Raw genomic sequence first — 22,208 nt, forward strand, 5'->3', positions numbered from 1 at the left:
GGCGTGCTGGCACTCTATGGGACGTAAATCCAGCCATGCCGACATGCAGACGCCATGCGTTGTGTCGGTCCATCCGAATCACAACGCCCAAAGCGAGATTCGGATTCGCCCATACAACGCGCAGGTAGGTGCATTCGACGTTCGGTTTCCGCCATAAGAATGTCAGGTGGAAATGTTATCCAGCCCCGCTCGCAATCGTCCATACCGATGCGGCTCTAAACGTCTTCAACCCGAGTTCTGCACGATATGACGCTTGCCAGCGAACCATGGCGGAGAAGGATATATATCTCGGGTATTGAAGATGCAGCATCGTCATGCAGGGAGAGGTGGTCCCCATTTTTCGGACAGGGCGATAAGCTATCATCTGGCCTGAACGAGGACGGGTTTTATGGGCAAGGTTACGCGGAAACGGTATGCGGCAGAGTTCAAGTCACGGGTTGCGCTGGAGGCGATCCGTGGGGAACTGACGCTGGCGGAACTGGCTTCGAAACATGGCGTGCATCAGACGATGATCGCCCAATGGAAACGGCAGGCGATCGAGGGCATGGCAAGCCTTTTTTCTGGTAAGTCAGTAACGGAACCTTCAGTCAGCCTTGCTGATGTAGAGAAACTGCACGCCAAGATCGGCCAGTTGCTGGTGGAACGGGATTTTTTGCGGGATGCCTCTGCTCGGTTGGGCGTGATCAGAGGCGGCAGATGATTGACCCGAAGAGAGCATGCCTGCCGATAATCCGGCAATGCACGCTGCTGCAACTCAACCGGTCGGGCGTCTACTATCGGCCTGTGCCACAGAGCGAAGCCAATCTGGAGCTGATGCGGCTGATCGACGCCCAGTTCCTGGAAACGCCGTATTATGGCTCACGGCAGATGACATGGCATCTGCGCCGCCAGGGACATGAAGTGGGCCGCAAGCGGGTCCGGCGGCTCATGGCGATCATGGGCCTGCGGGCGATCTACCAGAAGCCGCGCACGACCGTGCCCCATCCGGAGCATCGGAAATATCCATATCTGCTACGGGATCTGGTCATCAATCGGCCTGACCAGGTCTGGTGTTCCGATATCACATATATTCCCATGAAACGGGGATTTCTCTATCTCGTGGCGATCATGGACTGGTTCACGCGCAAGGTCCTGTCCTGGCGTCTGTCGAACACGATGGACGTGGAGTTCTGTATCGAGGCGCTACAGGATGCCCTCATGCGCTATGGCGCCCCGGACATTTTCAATACTGACCAGGGGTCGCAATTTACGACACCCCGTTTCAGCGGGATACTGGAAGAGCGTCAGATCCGCATCAGCATGGATGGGCGCGGTCGCTGGCTGGACAACGTGTTCATCGAGCGTCTGTGGCGGTCGCTGAAATACGAATGCGTCTACCTGTACGCGTTCGAGACCGGATCAGAGCTGAGGGCCGGGCTTGGCAGATGGATCGCCCATTATAACGAAAGGCGTCCGCATACGGCGCTGGCTGGACGAACGCCCGATGAGGCGTATCATGACGTGCCGACGCCATCTGGTCCGGGGTTAACCCCGGACCAGATGGCCAACAGCAACGCCGTCAGAAGGGCGGCATAACAACAACCGGGTATAGCTTATCAAGCCCGCAAAACTGTCCGAACGGACGGGACCACCTCAGGGCACCTCTGGTAGATAACCCCGATCCTTAACCTCAAGATCGACCTGCGAAGCCGTTTTCACAGCTGGCTTTGTGAATCAATGACAGATGCTGGCGCTGCATCTGCCTTGTCCCTGCCCTTTCTGCGGCTTTGCAATGAATACTGCTGACGTGGTCCCATAAGGCCTCCTTAAAACCAAACAGCACCATGTTGCCAGCGCATAAAGAATTTCATCTTGCTTTCTTATATAGCGTACTGCATATTTGTGGGGCGCAGATAACAACAGAAGTATGTCCCTGAGTCCTGAAACCCCGGTTACGCGAGAAAGCACGAACAGTTGAAAAGCTTATCAAGTTCTCAAAAGGGTTATCGTAGACCGTCTGACGATATCACCGACTAGATCAAAAGGCTTTCGAAATTGATCAGCCTGCGGACATAACGTTGCGTGCTTAAATCAGGAGAGAAAATTTGTACTCCCAATTTATTACCATTCCTAACGTTGTTCGGATTATAGCCATTATTCTTATCACCGCCACTTTGTGGTCGAAATAATAAACAAATAATATTTATACATAGAATGATAAGAACTATATTGGGAAATTATATTCCATTTAAGATCTATGGGAATTTTTCGATAACCTGCCGGTCCAATTTTTGACCATTGGCTCTCAGGCTGCGACGCTCGATATCCCATTGCGCGGAATAGCTACCTGCAACAAATCCCATCAATACGAAAGATCCGCGCATACTTCCCTCGCGCGATAAGGTCTCATAACCGCCTTTGTCCACAAAGGCAGCATCGCCTACTTTTGGTGTGGGGTCAGCGTTTCCGATCCAGAATGAGACCAACCACATCCCACGTGCAGATCATCGATAGTATTTGATCTCATTGTCGGGTCTCCCGTTAAAATCATTTTGCGGTATTTCGCCCGCAGTATGTGTCGTCCTCTTGTGGATTTTTATCAGCCGACAGGAAAGTGACTATCAGGTTGCGAAACGCAAGGAGATCAGAGCAGCAAGAAAAAAAGATGACACAATCAATACTCCAGCTATCGGTCACCCCGCCCGACTGAGCGGGCCAGAGCAGATCCAGTTTGAATGGACACATACGAACTGCTGAAGATGCTCTAATTCATAAAAGTAAACCTCCTGACTTGCGAATTATCAAAAGCCGTTTTGATCTCCCCGTTGCTGTGACAACAATGATCAATCCGATGACCTCCCATACCACTTACAACCGCAGGATCAGTTATCGACTGACTTCCGGGGCACAGCCTGCAAAAGTAAAACGAAATGGTTTTCCCTTTTCATTTTCTTGTAGAGAACCATCGATTGTCGCAGACAGTATTATGATATTTCCTCATGGTATACAGTAATTATTTTTTCATAAATCCTAATTGCATAGATAAATATGATTATTGTTCCATCAGTTTGAGCACCTTCAAACACACACAGTCATATAAGTTCGGGACGTATATCCGCGATCCGGACCAGGATTTATTTCTCTAAAACGTAATATTACTATGCAGACCCAAAATGGCCTCATCGCCCGTGCGGCGGTAGGGGAAAGACGGATCGCCGCTTCCGCCCGCGGGATGCCAGACGTACTGGAAGTCGGGCTGCATGACCATCCAAGGCGTAACCTGCGCCTGATACGTCAGTTCAAGATGGTTTTCATTCCCCGGTATCAGCGACTGACTATCCCGGTTGAACTGCCGAAGCCCTGAACTGGCGCGACCGATACCCCAACCCAGTCCGATCGTGTCATTGTCGCGCCCCCTGAACGGGGCCTTCAGGTTGATGCCTGCATCAATGGCAAAACTGATCTCGTTGCGATCACCGCCATTGCCTGTCGCACGCACGAATATGCCCACCGAACGGGCGGATGTAAGCGATGGCCGCCAGATCATCTGGTCGATGATGCCATAGACCATCCAGTTGCCCCGGTCCCAGCGTGAAGTGAGATCAGCCTGCGAGGGGTTGGCGGCCAACGTGGCCGCCCCCAGGGAACCCCCATTGCGGTTATAGCGGTAATCGGCAAATCTGGCCGTATCGTAATATCCGCCCAGCTTGTACACGCCTGGTAGGCCGGGCTTCTTGGTCACGTTCGACATATCGGCAGGTTGCGGGTTCAGCGCATATTGCAGTTCGGTCATCAGCAGCGCGCCGGTGCCCATGTTGAAATTTCTGCCGTTGGCGCCATTATAGGTCTGGCTGGTGGGGTCACTGTTGCTACCGAGGTCCGAACCGGTCGCCTGCTGGATGGGTGTCGAATTGTAGCGGTTGCCCGGCGGGTTATCATCGGCAGCGGCGAACATGAAGGTGAACTTCTCGCTCGGCCGGTAGCGGATGCGAATAGCCGGGGACGAGAGCGGCCAGGACGGACCGCCGCCATACAGGTTGACCGAGGGGGCCATCGGCCAGCCGAAGTTCGCATTGAGGTAAAGTGAGGCGTAATCGCTGATCAGGAACTCGGTATCAAGATCCTGCTGGCCGATCTTCACATCAAGTTTGCCCTTGAGGAACGACTGCTGGTACCACAGTTCGAACAGGCGGGTGGAGCGGTCGGCCTCGAACCCACTGACGGGGTTGAAGTTATTCAGGTGATCCTGCGAGATGGAACGGCCGCGTGTCTGCAGCGCGCTGACATTGAACAGACCGCCCTTCAGCCCGAACAGCTTTTCGGTATCAACAGTCAGGGTGGGCATGGTCACAGCATCATAGGAGGGGCCTGTACCCGAACCCTGGCCATCTCCGTTGGTGCTGGGGGTGCCACCGGTGCCATTGCCCCAGACTTCATCGACTTCCTGGATGTCGAAGGTGATGCCGTGTTTGTACATCCATGACCGTGCGCCCCACATGTTCCCCAACAGGTTGCTGCTGGTATCCAGTTTGTCTCCGTCTCCCGCAGCGACTGCAGCCTTTTCCTCCGCATCGGCTGTGGCGCGTTCTGAATCGCGTACCGTGGCAGGATCGATCTGCTGGATCAGCGGGGTAGAGTTACCAAGACGGGCACGATCTTCTTCGATCTGGGTTTGAGGTGACTGGGCATAGGCTTTCATAATTCCGCAAAAATTGATTATAAAAAAAGCATTTATGGCGAACGCGATAAAAATATATCCATAATTGCATTTGATATTATTTTTCATTTCCACCCTGTTATATGAATTTATTATTTTATGCGTTGATTATACTATAAATATTGTTCCGTATTCGTGGGACAGGCGCATCTCGCGAATGATCTGCCCCCCCTTGTATGACGATGAATTCCGACAAACATTCTGTCGCAGCCCTTCCAGTTAACCCGCTTATAGCACGGACGTTTAAGTATGCAGGGTGCTATAATGTATATATCCGGCATATAGTTCCCGTGGGACAATCCGCGGATATCTCCTAAGGTCATTTGATCGGCAGTCCCGGATTCCAAAGAAATGGCGGTACCGACAGATTTGGCCGCCATTTCGACTGTCCAGCCGTAGCAAGAGCAAATAAAGCCGACGACAGCTCTATCTTTGCGAGACAAATCAGCAATGACATGCTCTATATGCGCCGGAAGACTAATCGTTAGGCACCAGACTGCCTAATATAGTACAGCATTGTGCTGTTGGATCTCTATGCAGTCCGTTTTAGGGCGATGATCATGCCAGAGCGGAACGCTGCAGTTGTCCACTCAGATCACGACACACCATCATCCCACGACCTTCATTTATAGACTATCGAGCAGATGCAGTGTCGGTGGCTTAAAAAATATGATGGCCTGAGGGTGATCTCACACGTCACATGAAAGATCGGAAGCGGGAAAAGACCCGATTGAAGACGCGAACGACGGATCTCGCATCAGACTAAGGCGATCAGACGGGTCTGTCGTGCGCTGGCAGTATTGGAACCGCGGACCTGCTGGATGCTCGATCGCCCCTCCTCAACACTGCGTCATCTCGCAAATGATAATACGGCTGAGCACCGGTTGACGACCGATACCATCGTGCTCACCAGAGATTACGACCGCTATAGCTATCGCTGCATCCATGTTTTTCTGAGGCCCGGCGGATCTGTCGGCGATAGGGACTTGACGTTCCGAAGGCACCCCAAAACAGAATTGCCTTTGGTTGGACGCCTGATCTTGCGTCCAGCTGCGCCCGCAGCATCGCGAACGCGTGTGGTCCTGGGACTTCACTGAAGGTCGGACGCACAAGGGCCGCAAATCCCTATTGCTTGACATCACGCTCATACTGAGCAGCCACGCAGTCCGTATTCTCGTCCCAAATCTAACGGAATTTGAGAAACGCCTGCAGCCGTACTTTACACTGCATGCAGCAGGCTCGTCCCCGGTCAGTCCAACCCAGAAAACTCGGGAACGGCCTGCCTGGAACCAACCATAAACTGGGCAAGTCCGGCATTCATTGCGCGCTGGAACGCATCGAGTGTCTCGGCGCTCACGTAATGTTCCAATCCTTCGGCATCGATCCGTGCATTTTCCTGACTGATCCCAAGTGAAAGCAGGAATGCCTCGACGATACGGTGCCGGGTACGGACCGCTTCCGCCATCTTTCGCCCCTCCTCGGTGAGGAACACCCCGCGGTATGGCTTACGGGCAACAAGCCCTTCATCCGTCAGACGAACCAGCATCTTGGCGACGGTCGGCTGCGAGACCCCCAGACGTTCCGCCAGATCGACCTGACGTGCTTCCTGGCCTTCATCCAGAAGGTCGGCAATCAGTTCCACGTAATCTTCGATCAGGGCATTCTGCCTTGCCATCCGGTTGGCACGGAAGCCCTCTGAATGGATTTTGGAGTCCGGGAGCGTATCGGCTGCTTTCTTGAGCCGCTGTAAATCGTTTTGTCTCATTGTGATTTCCACTCCCATGGAGGCAGGCAAAAAGCATTATTCTGGTTAGCATACTTCATTATAAAACGCATAATATGTCATTAGCTTCAGAAAACCGCTTTCACCCAATTGTTTTCCGTATGCTTTCTATTATAGCATATTGCATATCGCCATTCGATTTGATTTAGTGTGTCCCCATGCCCCATGATTCACGCCCCATCCCTCTCCCATCTGCGCCAGAAAAGACGGCGTGGCGCTTTGCCAGCCCGACTGAAGCTGGCAGCAACAGCCTGCCGGAAGTCTTTGCCAGTGTGCGGCTTCCTTCCGGCAACGCGCCCTGGTTCCGCCGCTTCCTGGCCTTCGTGGGACCGGGATATATGGTCTCGGTCGGTTATATGGACCCGGGCAACTGGGCCACGGATCTGCAGGGGGGCGCGCAATTCGGCTATACCCTTCTTGCCGTCATCATGCTGTCGAACCTGATGGCCATTCTGCTGCAGGCATTATCGGCCCGACTGGGCATCGCAACGGGGCGCGATCTCGCGCAGGCGTGCCGCGATCACTTTCCGCCTATCGTAAACATCACACTATGGCTTGCCTGCGAACTGGCCATCATCGCCTGCGACCTGGCCGAGGTCATCGGCACGGCCGTGGCCCTGCAACTGCTTTTCGGCATCCCCCTGCTGGTCGGTGCCGTAATCTCGGTACTCGACGCCTTTATTGTCCTTGTCCTGATGAACCGGGGCTTCCGTTATCTGGAAGCGTTCATCATCGGCCTGCTCAGCGTCATTGCAATCTGCTTTGCCGTGCAGGTCGTGGCGGCGGCACCGCCGCTGGCAGGCATCCTGAAAGGCTTCCTGCCCTCGACCGAGATCGTGACCAACAGCCAGATGCTGTATATCGCGATCGGCATCATCGGGGCGACGGTCATGCCTCATAACCTGTACCTGCACTCTTCAATCGTGCAGACCCGCGCCTTCGAACGCACGCCCGTCGGGCGGCGCGAAGCGATCCGCTGGTCGACATGGGACAGTACGATTGCCCTGATGCTGGCCCTGTTCATCAACGCTGCCATCCTGATCGTTGCGGCCGCCGCGTTCCATACCACCGGGCATCAGGATGTGGCGGAAATCGAGGATGCCTATCGTCTCCTGTCGCCAATCCTGGGCATGGGCATTGCGTCTACCCTGTTTGCCGTGGCGCTACTGGCAGCGGGCACCAACTCGACCATTACCGGCACGCTGGCTGGCCAGATCATCATGGAAGGCTTCCTGCGGCTCCGCATCCCACACTGGGCACGACGTCTGCTGACACGTGGGCTCGCGATCATTCCTGTAGTGATCGTAACAGCGATCTATGGCAGCAGCGGCGTGGGGCAACTGCTCCTGTTCAGCCAGGTTATCCTGTCGATGCAACTGCCCTTCGCGGTGATCCCGCTGGTCATGTTCGTATCCGACCGACGGAAAATGGGCGAGTTCGTGATCTCCAGAAAACTTGCCGCGCTGTCGTGGATCGTGGCGGCCATTATTCTGGTGCTCAACTTCAAGCTGCTTTACGACACGATCTTCTCCGCCCAACCCTGACCAGCCTTATTCATTATCAGAAAAATCCGGACGGCATGCGCACATCGAAATCTGTGCGCATGCCGTTTTGCCAATCATTACGGTCAACACCGATGCACGCGCCACATCATCATGGCCAATACTGTGGCTTAAGGTCGTGATGGCCTGATTTTGAGCGCATAAGCATGCTCAAGAGTCAGATGCCATGCTCCGTCATATTCGGAGATCAGCCTATTGCATTTATGGTACCGTACGTTACCATACCACAATCGGCATGAAGGATCCGTTTCCACTTATGGCCTCAGCACAATCATACCATCCCGTTTCACAGGAAAAAGCACTGCGACCCAGAGGCATCGAACGTCTCAGGAAGCTAACGAATTCTGCCACCGAGCTTTTCCTTGAACATGGCTATGAAGCGACTTCTTTGGACATGCTGATCCAGAAAGTGGGTGGGTCAAGGCGGAACATTTATGAGCGCTTCGGGGGCAAGGAAGGGCTTTTTGCCGCTGTGATCGCGGAAGAATGCAGGAAACTGGCAGAGCCGCTTGAAAATCTGACGCTGGAAGATGCCTGCATCAGGCAGACTCTGGAGCAATTCGGTTCTGAAATTCTCCATATCATCAAACAGCCCCGGGTGATCGAACTGCACCGTCTGATGATCGCGGAAGGTAAACGGTTTCCCCAACTCTCACGAACCATCTGGTCTGCCGGCCACCACAATGCAAAGTCGGTCCTGGCAGGCTGGATCCGTAAACAGCAGGCCCAGGGCAGGTTACGCACGGATATGGATGCATCCGGTCTGGCTTACGCTTTCATCCATATGGTTACGGGAGAAGCGCAGTTGCAGTTGCTGACCGGTGGCCCCCGAACGACCGCCGATCAGGATAGCAACACCATAGCCCTGTCGGTTTCTCTTTTCCTCACGGCTGCTCAGGACACGGACCATGCGTAATGTCCCTGCAAAACAGATTCTGGCTTATGCGCTGGTCGGTTTTTTCATAATCGGCGCGATTGGCAACATCCTTGCGCCAAAGACCATTACGGAAGAATACGCACGGTGGGGCTATCCGGACTGGTTCCATTTTGTAACCGGCAGCCTTGAACTCACATCGGCTATCCTGATGGCCCGACAGGCAAGCCGGACGATCGGCAGCCTGCTCGCGGCCTGTATCATGGCGTCCGCAATCGTGACCGTAATATTCCATGGCGAATACACCCATGCGATTGCTCCCGCCGTCGTTCTTGGTTGCCTGGTGCTGTCTGTCTATCTCCACAGGAAATGATCAGAGCATGCCAGTTCGGCATGTGACCGCCGTTTCCGTAGCTATCAACTGAAAAGGTTCATACATGAGCCAGATCCAACCCATTGCCCTCGTCAGCGGGGCAACACGCGGTATTGGCCGCGCCATCGCGCAGGGCCTTGCCAACAGGGGCGCAAAAGTCCTGCTGGGGGCCCGAAGCCTTGAAGCTGGCCAGAAAGTGGCAGCAGAAATCAGCACGCCTGACACGCAGGTCGAAGCTGTTGAACTGGATACAACCAGCCAGGCCACCATCGACAATCTGGTAACGTTCATCCGCGAGAAGTACGGTCGTCTGGATATCCTCGTGAACAATGCCGGCATCAGTCTGGATTTCTACCCGGATACCCCGGTTCGCGAAAAACTGTCGCGGACGCTTGAGACGAATGTTGTGGGCACGGCTGCCCTTACAGACGCCATGATCCCGCAGCTTGAGAAGTCCGGACACGCAAGGATTGTGAACGTGTCATCCGTTCTGGCCTCGTTTACAAGCCGGACACAGCCGGACTGGATCTACAAGGACGTCGCCATGCCCACCTATCAGGCATCCAAGGCAGCCCTCAATTCCCTGACGCTCAGCTATGCAAAACTGCTGATGGAAAAGAATATCAAGGTAAACGCCATCTGTCCCGGCCTGACAGCGACGGATGCCACCAACCATTATGGCGACCGCATGCCTGATCAGGCAGCACAGGTGGCCATTCAATACGCATTGCTTGATGACGCCGGCCCGACAGGTACCTTCGCTGACGAAAACGGTCGTGTAGATTGGTAATTAGTGAACACTTGGAGACAAAAATATCGCGAAAGGCACGAAGCTTGTAGGGATTTACCATGTGCCATAACGGCGGTTAACTTTGATGCGCCGCACCGGGCACGGGACTACGGCATCATCTGCGAAGATATGCTGTTTGTCAGAAGGGAATGGTATCATAACCCGTCAATGTTTATATTTATTAGAACATATTTATAAATCCATCTATCCTTCGAAATATTATCAGAAATTCGACCTGCTGTGGAATCGATAGAGATTTGTCTCTCCAAAGTCACACATCGGTCGAAATGTAACGTAACATTTAGTCACAAAATAGAGATAAGCGTTACATTGTTCTGGATTCGTGTAGATTGAGAGTTCTACTGATCATGCCGTGCAGGCATGCGAAAGGGAGTTAGAGGAATAATCGTACAATAATAAAATATGTCGTTCTTATATAAGAACTGTATATATGAAAATGTTTTGTGCACTACACGGACCATATTTCCAGAATATAAAGTCGTGTGGGGATGATATGAAGTTTGACGAACTTCGTTTACGGTTTGACCTTATCGACGATGAACCGTCAAGGAAACTTTGTTTGTCGTTGGCTCAGGCCATTCTGGGAATTAGACGCCATATCGAATACATGGTTTCGCCCGAGAGTAAACCCATTTCCAGACAAGAACAGGTGCAGTGGCTGCGCTGGATGCTATCACTTTGCCAAGAAAAAGGGCGTCAATTAATAGACGAGCACCCGGAGTCTCGTTACTTGCTGCTACGTGTCAGTATTCTTGATGAGATGACTAATGAGATGCTCCCTAATGAGCTTGAAGACGAGTCTGAGCGCGAAGAAGCAACAGAATCTTCCGTAACTTTACCCGCTTCTGAAAAGCCTTCTTCACCAGAAGCAGGTATTGATTGCGAATGATGTTTCCTGAAAAAGTCGCATGATTGCCGATTACTGGACATGTAAAGTGTCTGGAGATTTCCTGATATGCGCCATGTTTTCCTTATCCCGTTCCTGCTGGTCCTGCCTCGTCCTGCGTTTGGTCAACAATGTTCTTCCTCTGTTCCTCGGGCTGCCGGCAGTTTAACCACTGTGACAACCATATCGGAGCACGATGACACAGACCCAACTGACGCAATAGTTCACCTCGGAACCGCCGGAGCTCAAGTCGAGATGTTGTCCAATATACATGGGTTTGAGACGGGCATCGCCCATGCGCGGAACAAACTCCTGGTCTTCTTTGCCCCGAGAAGCCACGCGATCGTGCTTAGCGGCACGCTGATTCCGGTAGCCTACGACACCCTACGTTCCCTGGCCGGGTCGCGCGCCCACGATCTCGCACCGGTCGATGGCATCAGGGGAATGTTTGTTCGGGCAGATAACCGTTTTCAGGTCGTCTATGCGACCCCGGATGGCAAGGCAGCAGTCGCTGCCCGCATGTGGGGCGCCACCGGACAGGACATCACGAGAGACCAGATCAGGGGCATTCCTGGAGCCGTCCCGGAAATCAGTATCTCTGGCGCTTCAGCCGACGCTAACGAACAGTCCGGGCTCCCGGGTCTCTCGGGAGGCCTTATAGGGATACCTTCAGCCCCGGAAGTCATCATGTTCATAGACCCGCAATGTATCTACTCGATGAAGGCGATGCATATCCTTCAGCCCGCAATCGATGCAGGGAAAGTTCGCCTGAAAATAGTCCCGCTGTCATTGCTTGATTACGAGGATAATGGCGCCAGCACCGTCAATGCGAGAGCCATGCTGTCGCTTCCGGCAAACGAGATGGCACAAGCGTGGGTCAACGGTCGCCTAAACCCTGGATTGACAGCACCTGAACCGGATAGTGAGGAGAAGCTTGCCCGCAATACCGGGATTGCACGGCGGATAGGGCTCACAGGGAGCCCAACCTTCGTCTGGATGCACCGCAATGGCAGGATCGGCCGGCTCGACGGCGTTCCCACGGATGTCGCCACGTTTCTGACCTCGGTCTCGCAATGAAGACACGACAGGACCAGACCGGCCCGCGGCGTTTTTTTGCAAGAACGCGCAAGGTGGCCCGGCTGGTGATTGGCGATCCACGTACATTGGTCGCCTGGTCCGATGTAACGAGAAATGCCGCGCTGATTGAAGCCCTCGGGAAGGGATTACTGACGCCAAAAGCCGGTATGCAGGGCCCGCGGGCGCCAGATGGTACCCCTATTGATATCGCCGCGATCGCTGCCCAATATGGCGTCGAACCCCGCGTTGTGGCGATCTTACTCGATCAGAGACAGCATGAGACATACAGACGGGCGCTTGCTGCCAGTATGCTCGCTGTTGTTCTGGTTTTTGGCTGGACCGGAGAAATGCTCCTTTCCCGCTGGAAGGGCAGCCAACTCCTTGCTGCGCTGGAGTTCGCGCCCTTCTGGACATTTCTAACACTTGTGGCGTTTCAGAACGCGTGGCTCAACTGGCAGATCCGCGAACGCCGCCTGGGTTCCGCCTGCCAATTTGTCGCCACCGCCGACAGCCTCATTCCACGCAGGCCGTAACCGCAAGTCCATCTGCATTACGCTTGTGAATAGATAGGATCGGCGGAGCACTCAGAACGTGCCGGGTGGCGCGTTCTTGTCGCCGCCCTGAGCGCCTGTTGCCCAGGAGGCATGTTCGTAATCCTCGCGCCCCGACATCGCCCGTGGATCATCAGGCCGGACGATCGTACCGGCGCGATTGTACGTTGGGGGTGTCCAGATTACACGTGTCGATCCGTAGGCCGCGTGCGGATCGTAACGCGCATGCCTGGTCGGGGGAGCCTTTGGGCCATGCACATGGGCAGCAGATGACACGTTGCCAGCGCTGCATGCCGCAAGCAAGGGGGAGAGGACAAGAGGCAGAATGAAATGTTTCACGAATGGTCTCCCGCTTAGAGGAGACCATCCTGACCAAGTATCTTGCGACTAGGACTGCCGCTTTCTCCATTCGTCTTCCATGGAGAGGTAGCCTCGAATGCGTCGTTCCATATTCGCAGCCTTGGTCGTCAACGCTGCATGATCATCGCTGAGTCGGCGATAATTGATACAGGTCGCCTCAAGATCGCGCGCCCGGTCTTTTTCCTGTCCCCTTGATATTTTGAGATCGTTGGCAACCTGCTCAGCATGAGCACTCGTCCGACAAAGATGGTCTTTCAGTTCTCTGATCTGTGATTCCAGGCCATGAGCGTAGTCTTTCCAGTCTTCCAACTGGCTTTCGAGTTTATCAGAATGAGCATTCGCCAGATTAAGTGCCTCGGTCAAGCGACTGATTAACCGAACCTGCTCTTCGAGTTCGTTAAAATGCGGCGGAGCAGCACCATGAAGGGCCTGTCGGATATTGCGTTGCAAGCTCTCGTTATACTGACACGACATGCGTCCGAGTATGAAGCCTGCCGGCCCACTCATCCCGTTGCCACCAAACATTTCATGCCCTCCAAGTGTATCGCACTATAGAATCTTTTTCATTGTCGTATCTACAGCTTTATTTGCACCCGTATATATTTTCTGACTATTTTTATCATCCATAGGCTGGGTCGCAGTTCGATCACTCCCGCCGAGCGACTGCTGAATCGAGAGCAACGTGCCCGCCATACCGACAACGGCGGCGTCTCTGCTGAACTGGTCGATGTCGACCCGGTCCACGTCACCAAATCCGATCATGGCGGGAACCCGCTGGGGCAGGATTGAGATCATCCTGAATGAAATGAACGCCAGGGTGACGTGAATCATGACAAAGAGGCTGACCAGAACAATCATGCCGAGGAAGTTGCTGACAATCCAGCCGTTTGACAGCACCAGTCCGGCCGCAATGCCGAAACACATGTGGATCAGCCACGACACTGAATCAAATATAAAATATCCAAGGAAAAGCCCGAACAGCATCAGCACCGGCCGGAAGATGACATTGAACAGAAGAGCATAACCCTGTTTTGCATGACCGTGCAGCCCCTCCCCGTTCATGGTCATATGCGCGAGCATCCACAGAGGTGCTGCAATCACGGACTCACAGACCATGATGAACCATCCAGCCACGGCAAACATCCACATGACAAACGGGATCATCGGGATGACATAGGCGATGGTGAGGCCTGGCATAAGCATGGCGAAACAGCCGCCGATAATCGGCGCGCCAAAAAAGTGCATCAGCGCGTGCCCGGCCCCTGCCGCAACGGCACCTTCTGGATTCCCGCTCAAAAGCGACAGCACGCCGATACCAACGGTCCCGGCCGTAGAAGAAAGAACCGACGCAGTGCCCATCGTGAGAAGGGCGGTCGTGATCATCCAGTTTCCAAGTGACATGAGATTGCCAAACGGATCCGTCCAGTAGCCGTTCGTCCCGGACGGCTCGATAAATCCGGTCACGATCTGCAGGGCGTAATCGTTCAGGTGCAGGGCGCGGAACAGCTGGTCGAGCACACCTGCACCGTCTCCACCCGGTATCGCGCCTGTGTACAGGTCGGCATTCCCGCCTGGCGCGGTCACGCCATCCTGCGTCGCAACCATGCTGTCGATGTTTTCCATAAAGGTGTCCGCAGACTGCACAAGAGGCGCAATGTCCGAGGCAAGATAGTTTCCGAGACCGGAATAGGATGGGGTGGTGATGGTTGGCGTTGCGGTCATGAGAGACAGGGTCTGGCCGTTGAGGCGCGCAAATTCGAGATAGTAGGCTCCTGCGCCGGTCCATCCGAGATTATCCATCTGGTTGCTGGTGTTGACCGCATCTCCGTTCGTCGAAATCCCCCATTGGTGAAGCGCGAGCGTCTGATTGTTGACCGTGTCCTGAAGCTTAGACCGCAGTTGTGCCGCCTGCGTCGTGAGCCTCGACGCATAATCGTTGGTGGCATTGACGATGATGGTCATGAGTGGGGCCAGCGACGCTGTCGTTTTCGTCTGCCAGTAATTCTGGGCCACCTGCGCAACCTGGCTGCGAATGTCGCCAAGGATCACGGAATCAAGGACCTGTTTTTGCATACCCGCCTGATCGACCTGAAAACCGGCCAGATTCACCGCGTCAGTGTTGGGCGCCTGCAAACTTACGGCCCCGCAAACTGGTGTCCCGTCTCCTGCGCCGGCTGCCATATTGTAAGAATAGTTGATGATTCCCATCTTCCCGCCGGTCACGGACAGGACGGTCTGCCCGGTCGGGGCCGCAATCAGGTTCGTGTTATTCGCAGCAATGTTAATAATGGCCCGGCAGAACTCATTTTTCACAAGACCGGTCACAATCCCCTTTGTGCCGGGGATAAGGGGCTGTGCGATGACCTTGCCGTCTGGTCCGATTGCCTGCTTCGCCTTGTCGTAGACGACCTTCGCCATACCGATGCCCCAGAGCGAGCCCTGCACGACAACGGCCTGCGCCGCATTGAAGCCGGTTGCCGGAAGCGGCCACATCAGGATGGCCGCAATCCCGATCCGCACAATCGACATGCTGGTCTGGTTGTTGCCAAGGAGTTGCGCTGTTTCTGCCCCCCGGTGGATGTTCATGAAGTAGATATAGCTTACGACCGCCATCGCAAATGCCATGACGAACCCGGAGAACCACCCGATCATGGTTCCTATGACGGTCGCCTCGTTGCCGATGCTGGGCGCGCTCGTATCCTGCCCGAAAACCGGGAATACGGACCGGATGACCTGCGCCGCCCAGTCACTGCCCGGATCAAGCAGGTCCCATGTCACGTTATAGCCCGTGCTGCTGGCTGCAACTCCCGAACCGGTCGCAACAACCGTCTGCGCTGCCGCAGACACGGTAACAGCCGACAGAAACAGGAGTGGCAGGATGGCGAATACAGGGCGGCGAAAGCGCTTCATGGTTTGTCCTCCAGCAGCACGGTCACGGCGCAGGACTGGCGGTGGGACCGGGATGCATCCGCATCATGAAATCCGTCACCGCAGTCACAGCCTTGTGCATCATCTCGCGGACCTGCTCGCTCATGTCTTCCAGGGCACTGGCTCCCTCTTTTTTTCCGGGCACTTCGGCAGCAGTCCTGCCGATCTCGGCATCGATCTGGGTGAAGCGCTGCGTCACACTGCCGGGCATTCCCATGCGCTGGCCTGTTGCCTCGGCGGCTTCCCTTCCCTTTCCGTAGGCTTCGAGCCTGCTGGTGACATTCTCCAGTTGCGCCGCGAACGCCTGGTTATTCTGTTTCTCCGTCACAAACTGGCTATGCAGATCTGCATACCGGCCACCGGCCTTCATCTCCGACAACACACCGGCAACACCGTCAGGGTCGCCCTTTCCTGCATCTGAAATCGCCGCCATGATGGAGGAAGCTGGCCGCTCCCTGAGGTCACGCAGGGCCTCCACCGCCTGCTTTCCCAGACGTTCGGTCGCCTCCAGGCTCTTTTCGTCACGCGCGTTGTGCAGCCGGGTGCTGAAATCGGCGGCCTTTTCCATCCACGATGATGCCGGGTTCGCAGGCTGGCTATCAATGCGCGAGGCAATCGCTTCCGCAAGGCGGGCAAAGCCGCCACCGCGAACAACCTTGACGTGCTCCTGATCTTTGGCCCCCGCCCCCGCGTTCATTTCCCGCGTGTTCGCCGCCGCCTTTTCCTTCGTTTCATTGCTATCCGTCGTCGATCGGCTTTCCGGCGCATCTTTTGCCGGACCTGTCTGTTTCTCTCGAAAGTCCTTCTGAGGATCCGTCGTATGGGTCTGTCCGGGCTGGCTGCTGGCTGACTGCTCCGGTCCTGGCGGAGCGCCCTCCCCCGGGGACGCCATTCCTCGGGTTTTGTCCGCCTGACCTTTCTCACCGTGCGTAGACCCGGCAGCATGGTCATGCCCTGGCGCTGGCTGGTGCCCTGGTTCGGGAAAGACGGCCGCCCTCAGGTTCTCGATGGTGTGCGCGATGTCCGGGTGGTCCGGATCCTGACGTCCTTCAACCAGTTCGCTGGCAAGTGTCCGGATCGCGTTTACTTCTGGCTGCTGAAGGCGATGCGTTTCACGCATCATCGCAGCGACCACAGGTTCGTTCAGACCCGGGTAATGCGCCGCGCGCTCCGTCATCTCAGCATGAAGCGGATGGTCATCGTTCAGCGTCGGTCCCAAAAGACGCTCTACATCCTGCACGGCGTATGCCACGCGCGTACGGAAGCCGGGATCATTATGGACGTCAGGCTCTCGGGATTCCTGTCGCAACCGATCATATGCGGCGGCCTGCCCGGGTGCCTGCTTCCTGTATTCGGACTGCACGCGATCAAGGGTTTTCAGCACATCCTCGATATCGCCGGTTTTCTGCTGGGCCTCAGACATGGCAAACCTCTAGGGATTGATCGTGGGGGAAGGCATCGGTGTCAGGCCGTCCTTGAAGGCGACCTCTTCTTCCTGCGCAACCCGGGCAGCTCCCATGGTCGCGAGGTAGAGCCCGAGACGGTAGTTCTGCAGCGCAAGGTAATTGGACTGCGCCATCTCGGTGGCGACTTCGCGCATGACCGATGCGGGAGGCATTGCCTGGAGCGAGGCGTTCCAGCTTACGCTGGAGACCCTGCGATTGACTTCCAGGGCCATAGCCTGCAGCCACGACGCCTTGTCGAGCGGTGTGAGCCCCTCGGCCGTCATTTCAGCCTTCTGGTCCCGCGTGAGCGTGACAGACGGAACACCAAGAGATATGACGTAGCCCGTGACCCAGCGGGCAAGAGACATACGACTGTTGTACGACCGGCGCCGGGTTGCGGCTTCACGTCCCCGAAGGCTGGACAGCTGCTCGCCACGCAGGGCCGCCGGCGCTACCGGCTGGATGAGCGTGGTCGCATAATCATTGGCTGCATCCACTGCGCCATCCGCGGACAGGGTATCAGCGCCGAACAGGCTGGCGGCACGCTGGTCGGCGTTCGGCAGCCGGGACACGGAAGAGCAGAGCCCCTGCGCCACGTCGTCGGATGAACAGTAGCGCTTGAGGTGCAGGGACATGTTCGCATCCGTGCCCTGTGACGTGCCGTAATAGGAGGGCGTCCCCTGACCTGCCTCACCACGGGGATCGCTCACGGTCGCAATGGCATACACTGCGGACCGAGCCGCTTTGGACGCGGCCACGGTGGACTGCTGGGCATCAAGGCCCGCGCAGAATTCCGGATTCATCATATGCTCGTCCCGGATCCCGGTTTCCTGCTGACGCCGTAGAAATCCGGCCATCGCCGCGTCCTGGGCATCCATGAGTTGCGACTGGGCACCGACCTGGGCTTTCACGTAATTGGCAACCTGCGTGAAACCCTTCGTCAGGAGAGACGCAACGGAATTCGGGTTTGTAAGGCTACTGAGATTTGAATCGATGCTGTCCGTCAGGTTTTTCGTCATCGTATTGAGGGCGTTGCCCGTGAACGCCTGGAGAAGCTTGATCGCCGCTACGACAGCAACATCGCTGAAAAGCGCGTATGCCGGACGCGGCGTGACTGCCAGCACGCAGACACACGAAGCGGCACCAATGGCAACCATCTGCAGCCGGCGCATCAGAATACTCCGTCCACGAGATTGCTCAGGCTGTATCCAGTCGGAAGCTGGGGAGATCCGTTGATATACAGGTCAGTCGCACCGCTCGACGTTCCCGCAATGGTGGTCGCAATTGGCGGCCCACCACCACCGAAACTCAGGCTCGGGCACATGAGTCCGCTACTCGAGCCAAAACCGAGCCCCAGGTTAACGCCCGACAGACTGAGTCCACATTGGGTCGACCCCATGGCGTTCCCCCATGCGGCCTGCGCGGCCTGACAGACCTGGCCACCTATCTGGCCCTCGACGGCCTGCAGGAGGGCTGCGGGGTCAAGGCCGTTCGTGATGAGATTCAGTCCGGTGCCGTTGAAAAAATTGCTCAGGCAGGACAGGCCGTTGACGCTATCCGGCTGCTTTTCATAGGCGTCGTTGGCCTGGACGCGTTCGTTTACGGCTGTTGCCGCCGCCTGGGTCAGGGCGGCGCAGCCGACGCTTCCCGTAGATGTCGTGGCACCAGAGGCGCCTGATGACGTGGTCTGTGCATGCCCCTGTATCGATACAAGAGCGGCAGCCACTGACAACAGGACACGGAAGCGCAGACGGTTCATGCGGCCTCCTGACGTCTAGCCGGACGCGTCACAGCCTCCAGCAGGGCAATCCTTTCCGGAGCAAGAAGGCGATGAAGCGCCTGGCGCCTGCTTTCCGAGATCACGCCATGTCCAAAAGGGCTGTCCGCCGACAACAGGTCCCTGCGGCCGCGCAGATAGGGGATCAGCGCATCAAGGGAGCTGACCAGATCAGGCCATTCATGCGGCGCAACACCAGCGAGGATGGCGTGCCAGGCCGTCCTCGCTGTCATATCATTGTCCAACATCGCAATGACGTCCTCTCCGCCCCTGATGCGCCAGATCTCGCCGAGCGCATCCAGCGCAAGGGCGACATTGGGCATCGGGGAAGAAGGTCCGGATTTCCGGACGGATGAGGGCTTGTTCATGGAACCTTCCTCGGGTGATTACGACGAAGGTGTCGGGCCATCATGCGACCGGTCAGCGAATTCGACGTCGGACCGCGACTTTATTATGACCGACATCAATGACGTCGCCCGCCTGGGCTACCGTGGTCGCCAGAACCTTGTTCCATTCCCGGCCGCCCTGCCAGTCAACAGGAACGCTGGTGTCCACGTCCGCCGCGAACACGACACGCACCCCATGCGGAACGATCTGGCGTATGGCGAAGCCAAGTGGAACCTGCTTTCCGTATCCACTGGCGATATGGAAATATCGACGGGCTGGAACATTGCCGGATGTTCGAGGATCCGTACCAGTACCCGGCAATACGCCCGGCCCTTCCTGACCAGCATCTCCCGGTGAGGGTAAGGTCTCCCCGCCGGTCGTCCCCGTTGAGGGCAACGTCAATGCCAACTGGGGCGGAGTGTCCGGAGAGGTTGTCTGGACCAGATGAAACGCGGCAGGTGTGGCAGATATGGGGCCAGAGGCCAGCGCCATAACCACGGCAGGCATAACAGGCATATGAGTGTCTCCATCAAGTTCTCCTGACCAGAGCAGCGGCCTTTGCGACCTCAGACACCTTTTTTACGGGCTCCAACTCGACTATCATGACGTTCCGTCACGGCTGATCCGCTGTCAGGACGCGGCCAGTCGATATCTTCTGGATGTTGGAAGTTTCTTTTGCTGAGGAAAATGCCTGCCGTGAGAGTAAACGAAAATGTCCCATGACAATGGCAAGATGCAAGCCGAGGCTTTATTTGCGTCCGGCCAATTATATAAAGACATCGGGGAAATCATTTATGACAGGCGGACTGCGCTTGACTGGACGCAGGTGCACCTCGCCAAACTGGCACGGTTGAATGTATCGGTCATACGGAGCATCGAAGCAGGTCGTCCGGTTTCCCTGGAAACATTATCGGCGCTGCTACGGGTATTCGAGATAGATCCGCGCGATATTCTTCCGCAAGGTGCACCGGAAGGAACATGGTTTGCCCATCTGGATCTGGTGGCATCCGCCACGCAGCTGAAAAAGACCATGAAGCAGTGTTCGGACTACAATCTGGCAATCCAGAAATTACGCGACATTATTGGCAATATTTCAAAGACGTTTAACCTGCCGGAAATACCGGCCAGATTGCCGATCGATCATTATTCACACAGTGTCGCCTTCACCTCGGGGGAACGGCAGGACCTCCTTGAGATATTTGGGCGCAGGATCCAGATCTTCAGGACGCTTCAGGGGGCAACAGCGAGCCAGATCGCCCATAAATCACACGTTTCCCTGACCAGCCTGAGCCTGATCGAAGCAGGGCTGAGAAATCCAAGCCTTGAAACGGTTTATCGCATTGCCGAAGGACTGTCCGTCTCCGTTTATTACCTGATCCCGGGAATACACGACGACGCAGACCTTTTGCGTTCCCTGGACATGACCGCGTGGGCAATGTCCGCGCAATCACAACTCGAAGTCCTCGCTGATCTCGAGTCCATTATTGGTCACCTCGACGATATCGCAAGCCACTGACCGGGTGCATGAAGGTATGGAGACTGTCAGGAAAGGGGTCTCCTTTCTTATGGCAGGCACTATGCCTTGGACTGCCCATTCCAGGTGATGTGCCCCGGCTGATCACCAACGCGGACCGGAAACCGCGTCCGGAGTCATATTAGCGCGTTCTGCGCTATTTATTTCTTGACGGTTATATAACGCTTAAGAGATATTATTCTCAAAACACGCAGCCTATCCCGAAAACGCGATGACGAGGGCATACCGCCATGAACTCAGCATCGTTCGGCCAGGTCATAAAACACGGTCTGTTTACATGGCTTCAGACCTATCCCACGCCAGAAATGACGCGCGCCCTCTATGCCAGGCTGTGCGACGAGGTCCTTGTAGCGACAATGCTTACCCTGACAGTGCAGGAGGTAAAGGAGTCAGTCGCGCAATGGGCCGACCGACCCCAGGATGTTTTTTATGAAGCGCCTGCACGCAGGGGAGCATGGACAAGGACCCAGTTGCTCATCCTTGGCCAACGCTGGCTCTGTGGTGATAAAACCGCCGACATAGCCGAGATGGTTGGCCGCTCGGCCGGGAGCGTGCGTGCAAAAAGAAAGCAGCTTGGTCTGCCACCGCGCTTCAGGCTCTCAAAAATACAGGCGGAGACCATACTTGCCGAAAAGCGGAGCGCCATTCCCGCAGATCCCGAAGCTGTCCTGACATGGGAACAGGCCTCCCTGCTTCCTCATGAAGCCCGGCGGGGACGGACATGGCTTGTCAGGAACAGCCTCAACAGGCTGACCCTCACAGGACATAAGGGAGGAGACAAGGTACGGTGGCACGAGGCCGCCAACATTGAAATCGCCTACCGCCATTTTGCATTTCAGAACCCGCGTGAAATTGCGCGGGACTTCCTTATTTCGGAAAGCGCGCTGAAATCCCAAAGCTGCTGGGAGCAGCTTCCGCCACGACGCGGCACCAAAGTGCCCTGGTTCATTCACGCGAAGGCCGAATATTATATCGGCGAACACCACTACATCCGGCGGGAATGCCTCTGCAAGAGCGGATGCTTTTTCTGGACCACCCGCAAGGGAGGCGACCGGGTCAGCAGACGGTACCGCCGCAGCATTGCCGCCACGCATGGCATTGCCGCCTGAGTAGTAGCGGGAACCATCAAAGAAAAAACGTGCCGGTCGCAAGATAGACTTCCAG

Annotated in this window: 20 protein-coding genes; 11 read left to right on the forward strand and 9 right to left on the reverse strand. The window is 55.8% G+C overall.

Translation table 11 applies throughout. The features are described from left to right. Window positions 1-388 precede the first annotated feature (388 nt). Window positions 389-1,575 (forward strand): IS3 family transposase gene (locus tag ACE2AA_RS17530; RefSeq protein WP_395372345.1). Its coding sequence is split into 2 segments (ribosomal slippage): window positions 389-659 and window positions 659-1,575, totalling 1,188 coding nucleotides; the frame shifts between segments, so codons are not numbered across the junction. A gap of 1,546 nt (window positions 1,576-3,121) precedes the next feature. Here ACE2AA_RS17530 and ACE2AA_RS17535 read toward each other — a convergent pair. Together ACE2AA_RS17535 and mntR are read right to left on the reverse strand one after the other, a co-directional pair. After that, window positions 3,122-4,678 carry a carbohydrate porin gene (locus ACE2AA_RS17535; RefSeq protein WP_227000638.1) on the reverse strand — a complete coding sequence of 519 codons (1,557 nt, stop codon included), beginning with the start codon at window positions 4,676-4,678 and terminating at the stop codon, window positions 3,122-3,124. A 1,267-nt stretch (window positions 4,679-5,945) separates the two neighbouring features. Then, a complete protein-coding gene (gene mntR / locus ACE2AA_RS17540) occupies window positions 5,946-6,461 on the reverse strand; it encodes a manganese-binding transcriptional regulator MntR (protein WP_034958093.1) in 516 nt (171 codons plus the stop codon). A gap of 176 nt (window positions 6,462-6,637) precedes the next feature. Here mntR and ACE2AA_RS17545 point away from each other — a divergent pair, with 176 nt between their 5' ends. The 7 genes from ACE2AA_RS17545 to ACE2AA_RS17575 all read left to right on the forward strand — a co-directional run bounded on the left by ACE2AA_RS17545 (window position 6,638) and on the right by ACE2AA_RS17575 (window position 12,595). Further along, window positions 6,638-8,023: an Nramp family divalent metal transporter gene (locus tag ACE2AA_RS17545; RefSeq protein WP_141299351.1), complete on the forward strand. Its 1,386-nt coding sequence runs from the start codon at window positions 6,638-6,640 to the stop codon at window positions 8,021-8,023. Between the two features lie 274 nt (window positions 8,024-8,297). Then, window positions 8,298-8,957 (forward strand): TetR/AcrR family transcriptional regulator, encoded by a 660-nt coding sequence (locus ACE2AA_RS17550; protein WP_025811952.1) that lies wholly within the window; start codon window positions 8,298-8,300, stop codon window positions 8,955-8,957. Further along, window positions 8,950-9,288, forward strand: a complete 339-nt coding sequence (locus ACE2AA_RS17555) for a DoxX family protein (RefSeq protein WP_141299353.1) — start codon at window positions 8,950-8,952, stop codon at window positions 9,286-9,288. The genes ACE2AA_RS17550 and ACE2AA_RS17555 overlap by 8 nt, the downstream gene beginning before the upstream one ends. Window positions 9,289-9,352: 64 nt before the next feature. Beyond that, on the forward strand, window positions 9,353-10,078 hold the full coding sequence (locus ACE2AA_RS17560; protein WP_025811950.1) for an SDR family oxidoreductase: 726 nt from the start codon (window positions 9,353-9,355) through the stop codon (window positions 10,076-10,078). A 514-nt stretch (window positions 10,079-10,592) separates the two neighbouring features. Beyond that, window positions 10,593-10,988 (forward strand): hypothetical protein, encoded by a 396-nt coding sequence (locus ACE2AA_RS17565; RefSeq protein WP_084296403.1) that lies wholly within the window; start codon window positions 10,593-10,595, stop codon window positions 10,986-10,988. Between the two features lie 66 nt (window positions 10,989-11,054). Next, complete coding sequence (locus ACE2AA_RS17570; protein ID WP_141299355.1) at window positions 11,055-12,062, forward strand: thiol:disulfide interchange protein; 1,008 nt, start codon at window positions 11,055-11,057, stop codon at window positions 12,060-12,062. Further along, window positions 12,059-12,595, forward strand: a complete 537-nt coding sequence (locus ACE2AA_RS17575; protein ID WP_025811948.1) for a hypothetical protein — start codon at window positions 12,059-12,061, stop codon at window positions 12,593-12,595. Before ACE2AA_RS17570 ends, ACE2AA_RS17575 begins: the two co-directional genes overlap by 4 nt. Before the next feature lie 51 nt (window positions 12,596-12,646). Here the strand turns inward: ACE2AA_RS17575 and ACE2AA_RS17580 are convergent, their stop codons facing one another. From ACE2AA_RS17580 to ACE2AA_RS17610, 7 genes are read right to left on the reverse strand one after another with little or no spacing between them, the layout of a single operon-like run. Beyond that, window positions 12,647-12,952 carry a hypothetical protein gene (locus ACE2AA_RS17580; RefSeq protein ID WP_084296402.1) on the reverse strand — a complete coding sequence of 102 codons (306 nt, stop codon included), beginning with the start codon at window positions 12,950-12,952 and terminating at the stop codon, window positions 12,647-12,649. 48 nt (window positions 12,953-13,000) lie between these two features. Next, window positions 13,001-13,498: a hypothetical protein gene (locus ACE2AA_RS17585; protein ID WP_025811946.1), complete on the reverse strand. Its 498-nt coding sequence runs from the start codon at window positions 13,496-13,498 to the stop codon at window positions 13,001-13,003. Between the two features lie 24 nt (window positions 13,499-13,522). After that, on the reverse strand, window positions 13,523-15,883 hold the full coding sequence (locus ACE2AA_RS17590) for a DotA/TraY family protein (RefSeq protein ID WP_025811944.1): 2,361 nt from the start codon (window positions 15,881-15,883) through the stop codon (window positions 13,523-13,525). Between the two features lie 22 nt (window positions 15,884-15,905). Continuing rightward, window positions 15,906-17,324: a hypothetical protein gene (locus ACE2AA_RS17595; protein WP_141299357.1), complete on the reverse strand. Its 1,419-nt coding sequence runs from the start codon at window positions 17,322-17,324 to the stop codon at window positions 15,906-15,908. Between the two features lie 9 nt (window positions 17,325-17,333). Next, a complete protein-coding gene (locus ACE2AA_RS17600) occupies window positions 17,334-18,518 on the reverse strand; it encodes a hypothetical protein (RefSeq protein ID WP_395372362.1) in 1,185 nt (394 codons plus the stop codon). Next, complete coding sequence (locus ACE2AA_RS17605) at window positions 18,518-19,105, reverse strand: hypothetical protein (RefSeq protein ID WP_395372364.1); 588 nt, start codon at window positions 19,103-19,105, stop codon at window positions 18,518-18,520. The genes ACE2AA_RS17600 and ACE2AA_RS17605 overlap by 1 nt, the downstream gene beginning before the upstream one ends. Next, window positions 19,102-19,491, reverse strand: coding sequence for a hypothetical protein (locus ACE2AA_RS17610; protein WP_242621813.1), 390 nt, complete (start codon window positions 19,489-19,491; stop codon window positions 19,102-19,104). Before ACE2AA_RS17610 ends, ACE2AA_RS17605 begins: the two co-directional genes overlap by 4 nt. Here ACE2AA_RS17610 and ACE2AA_RS17615 point away from each other — a divergent pair. From ACE2AA_RS17615 to ACE2AA_RS17625, 3 genes are all read left to right on the forward strand, one after another. Beyond that, window positions 19,490-19,867: a hypothetical protein gene (locus ACE2AA_RS17615; RefSeq protein WP_130731470.1), complete on the forward strand. Its 378-nt coding sequence runs from the start codon at window positions 19,490-19,492 to the stop codon at window positions 19,865-19,867. The two genes, ACE2AA_RS17610 and ACE2AA_RS17615, sit on opposite strands and share 2 nt — an antisense overlap. A gap of 355 nt (window positions 19,868-20,222) precedes the next feature. Then, complete coding sequence (locus ACE2AA_RS17620) at window positions 20,223-21,026, forward strand: helix-turn-helix domain-containing protein (protein ID WP_395372366.1); 804 nt, start codon at window positions 20,223-20,225, stop codon at window positions 21,024-21,026. A 248-nt stretch (window positions 21,027-21,274) separates the two neighbouring features. Continuing rightward, the gene (locus ACE2AA_RS17625; RefSeq protein ID WP_395372368.1) at window positions 21,275-22,153 is read left to right on the forward strand and encodes a hypothetical protein; all 879 of its coding nucleotides are present in this window, start codon (window positions 21,275-21,277) and stop codon (window positions 22,151-22,153) included. Window positions 22,154-22,208: the final 55 nt, after the last annotated feature.

The sequence above is a fragment of the Komagataeibacter diospyri genome (assembly GCF_043995075.1).
GTDB lineage: Bacteria > Pseudomonadota > Alphaproteobacteria > Acetobacterales > Acetobacteraceae > Komagataeibacter > Komagataeibacter diospyri.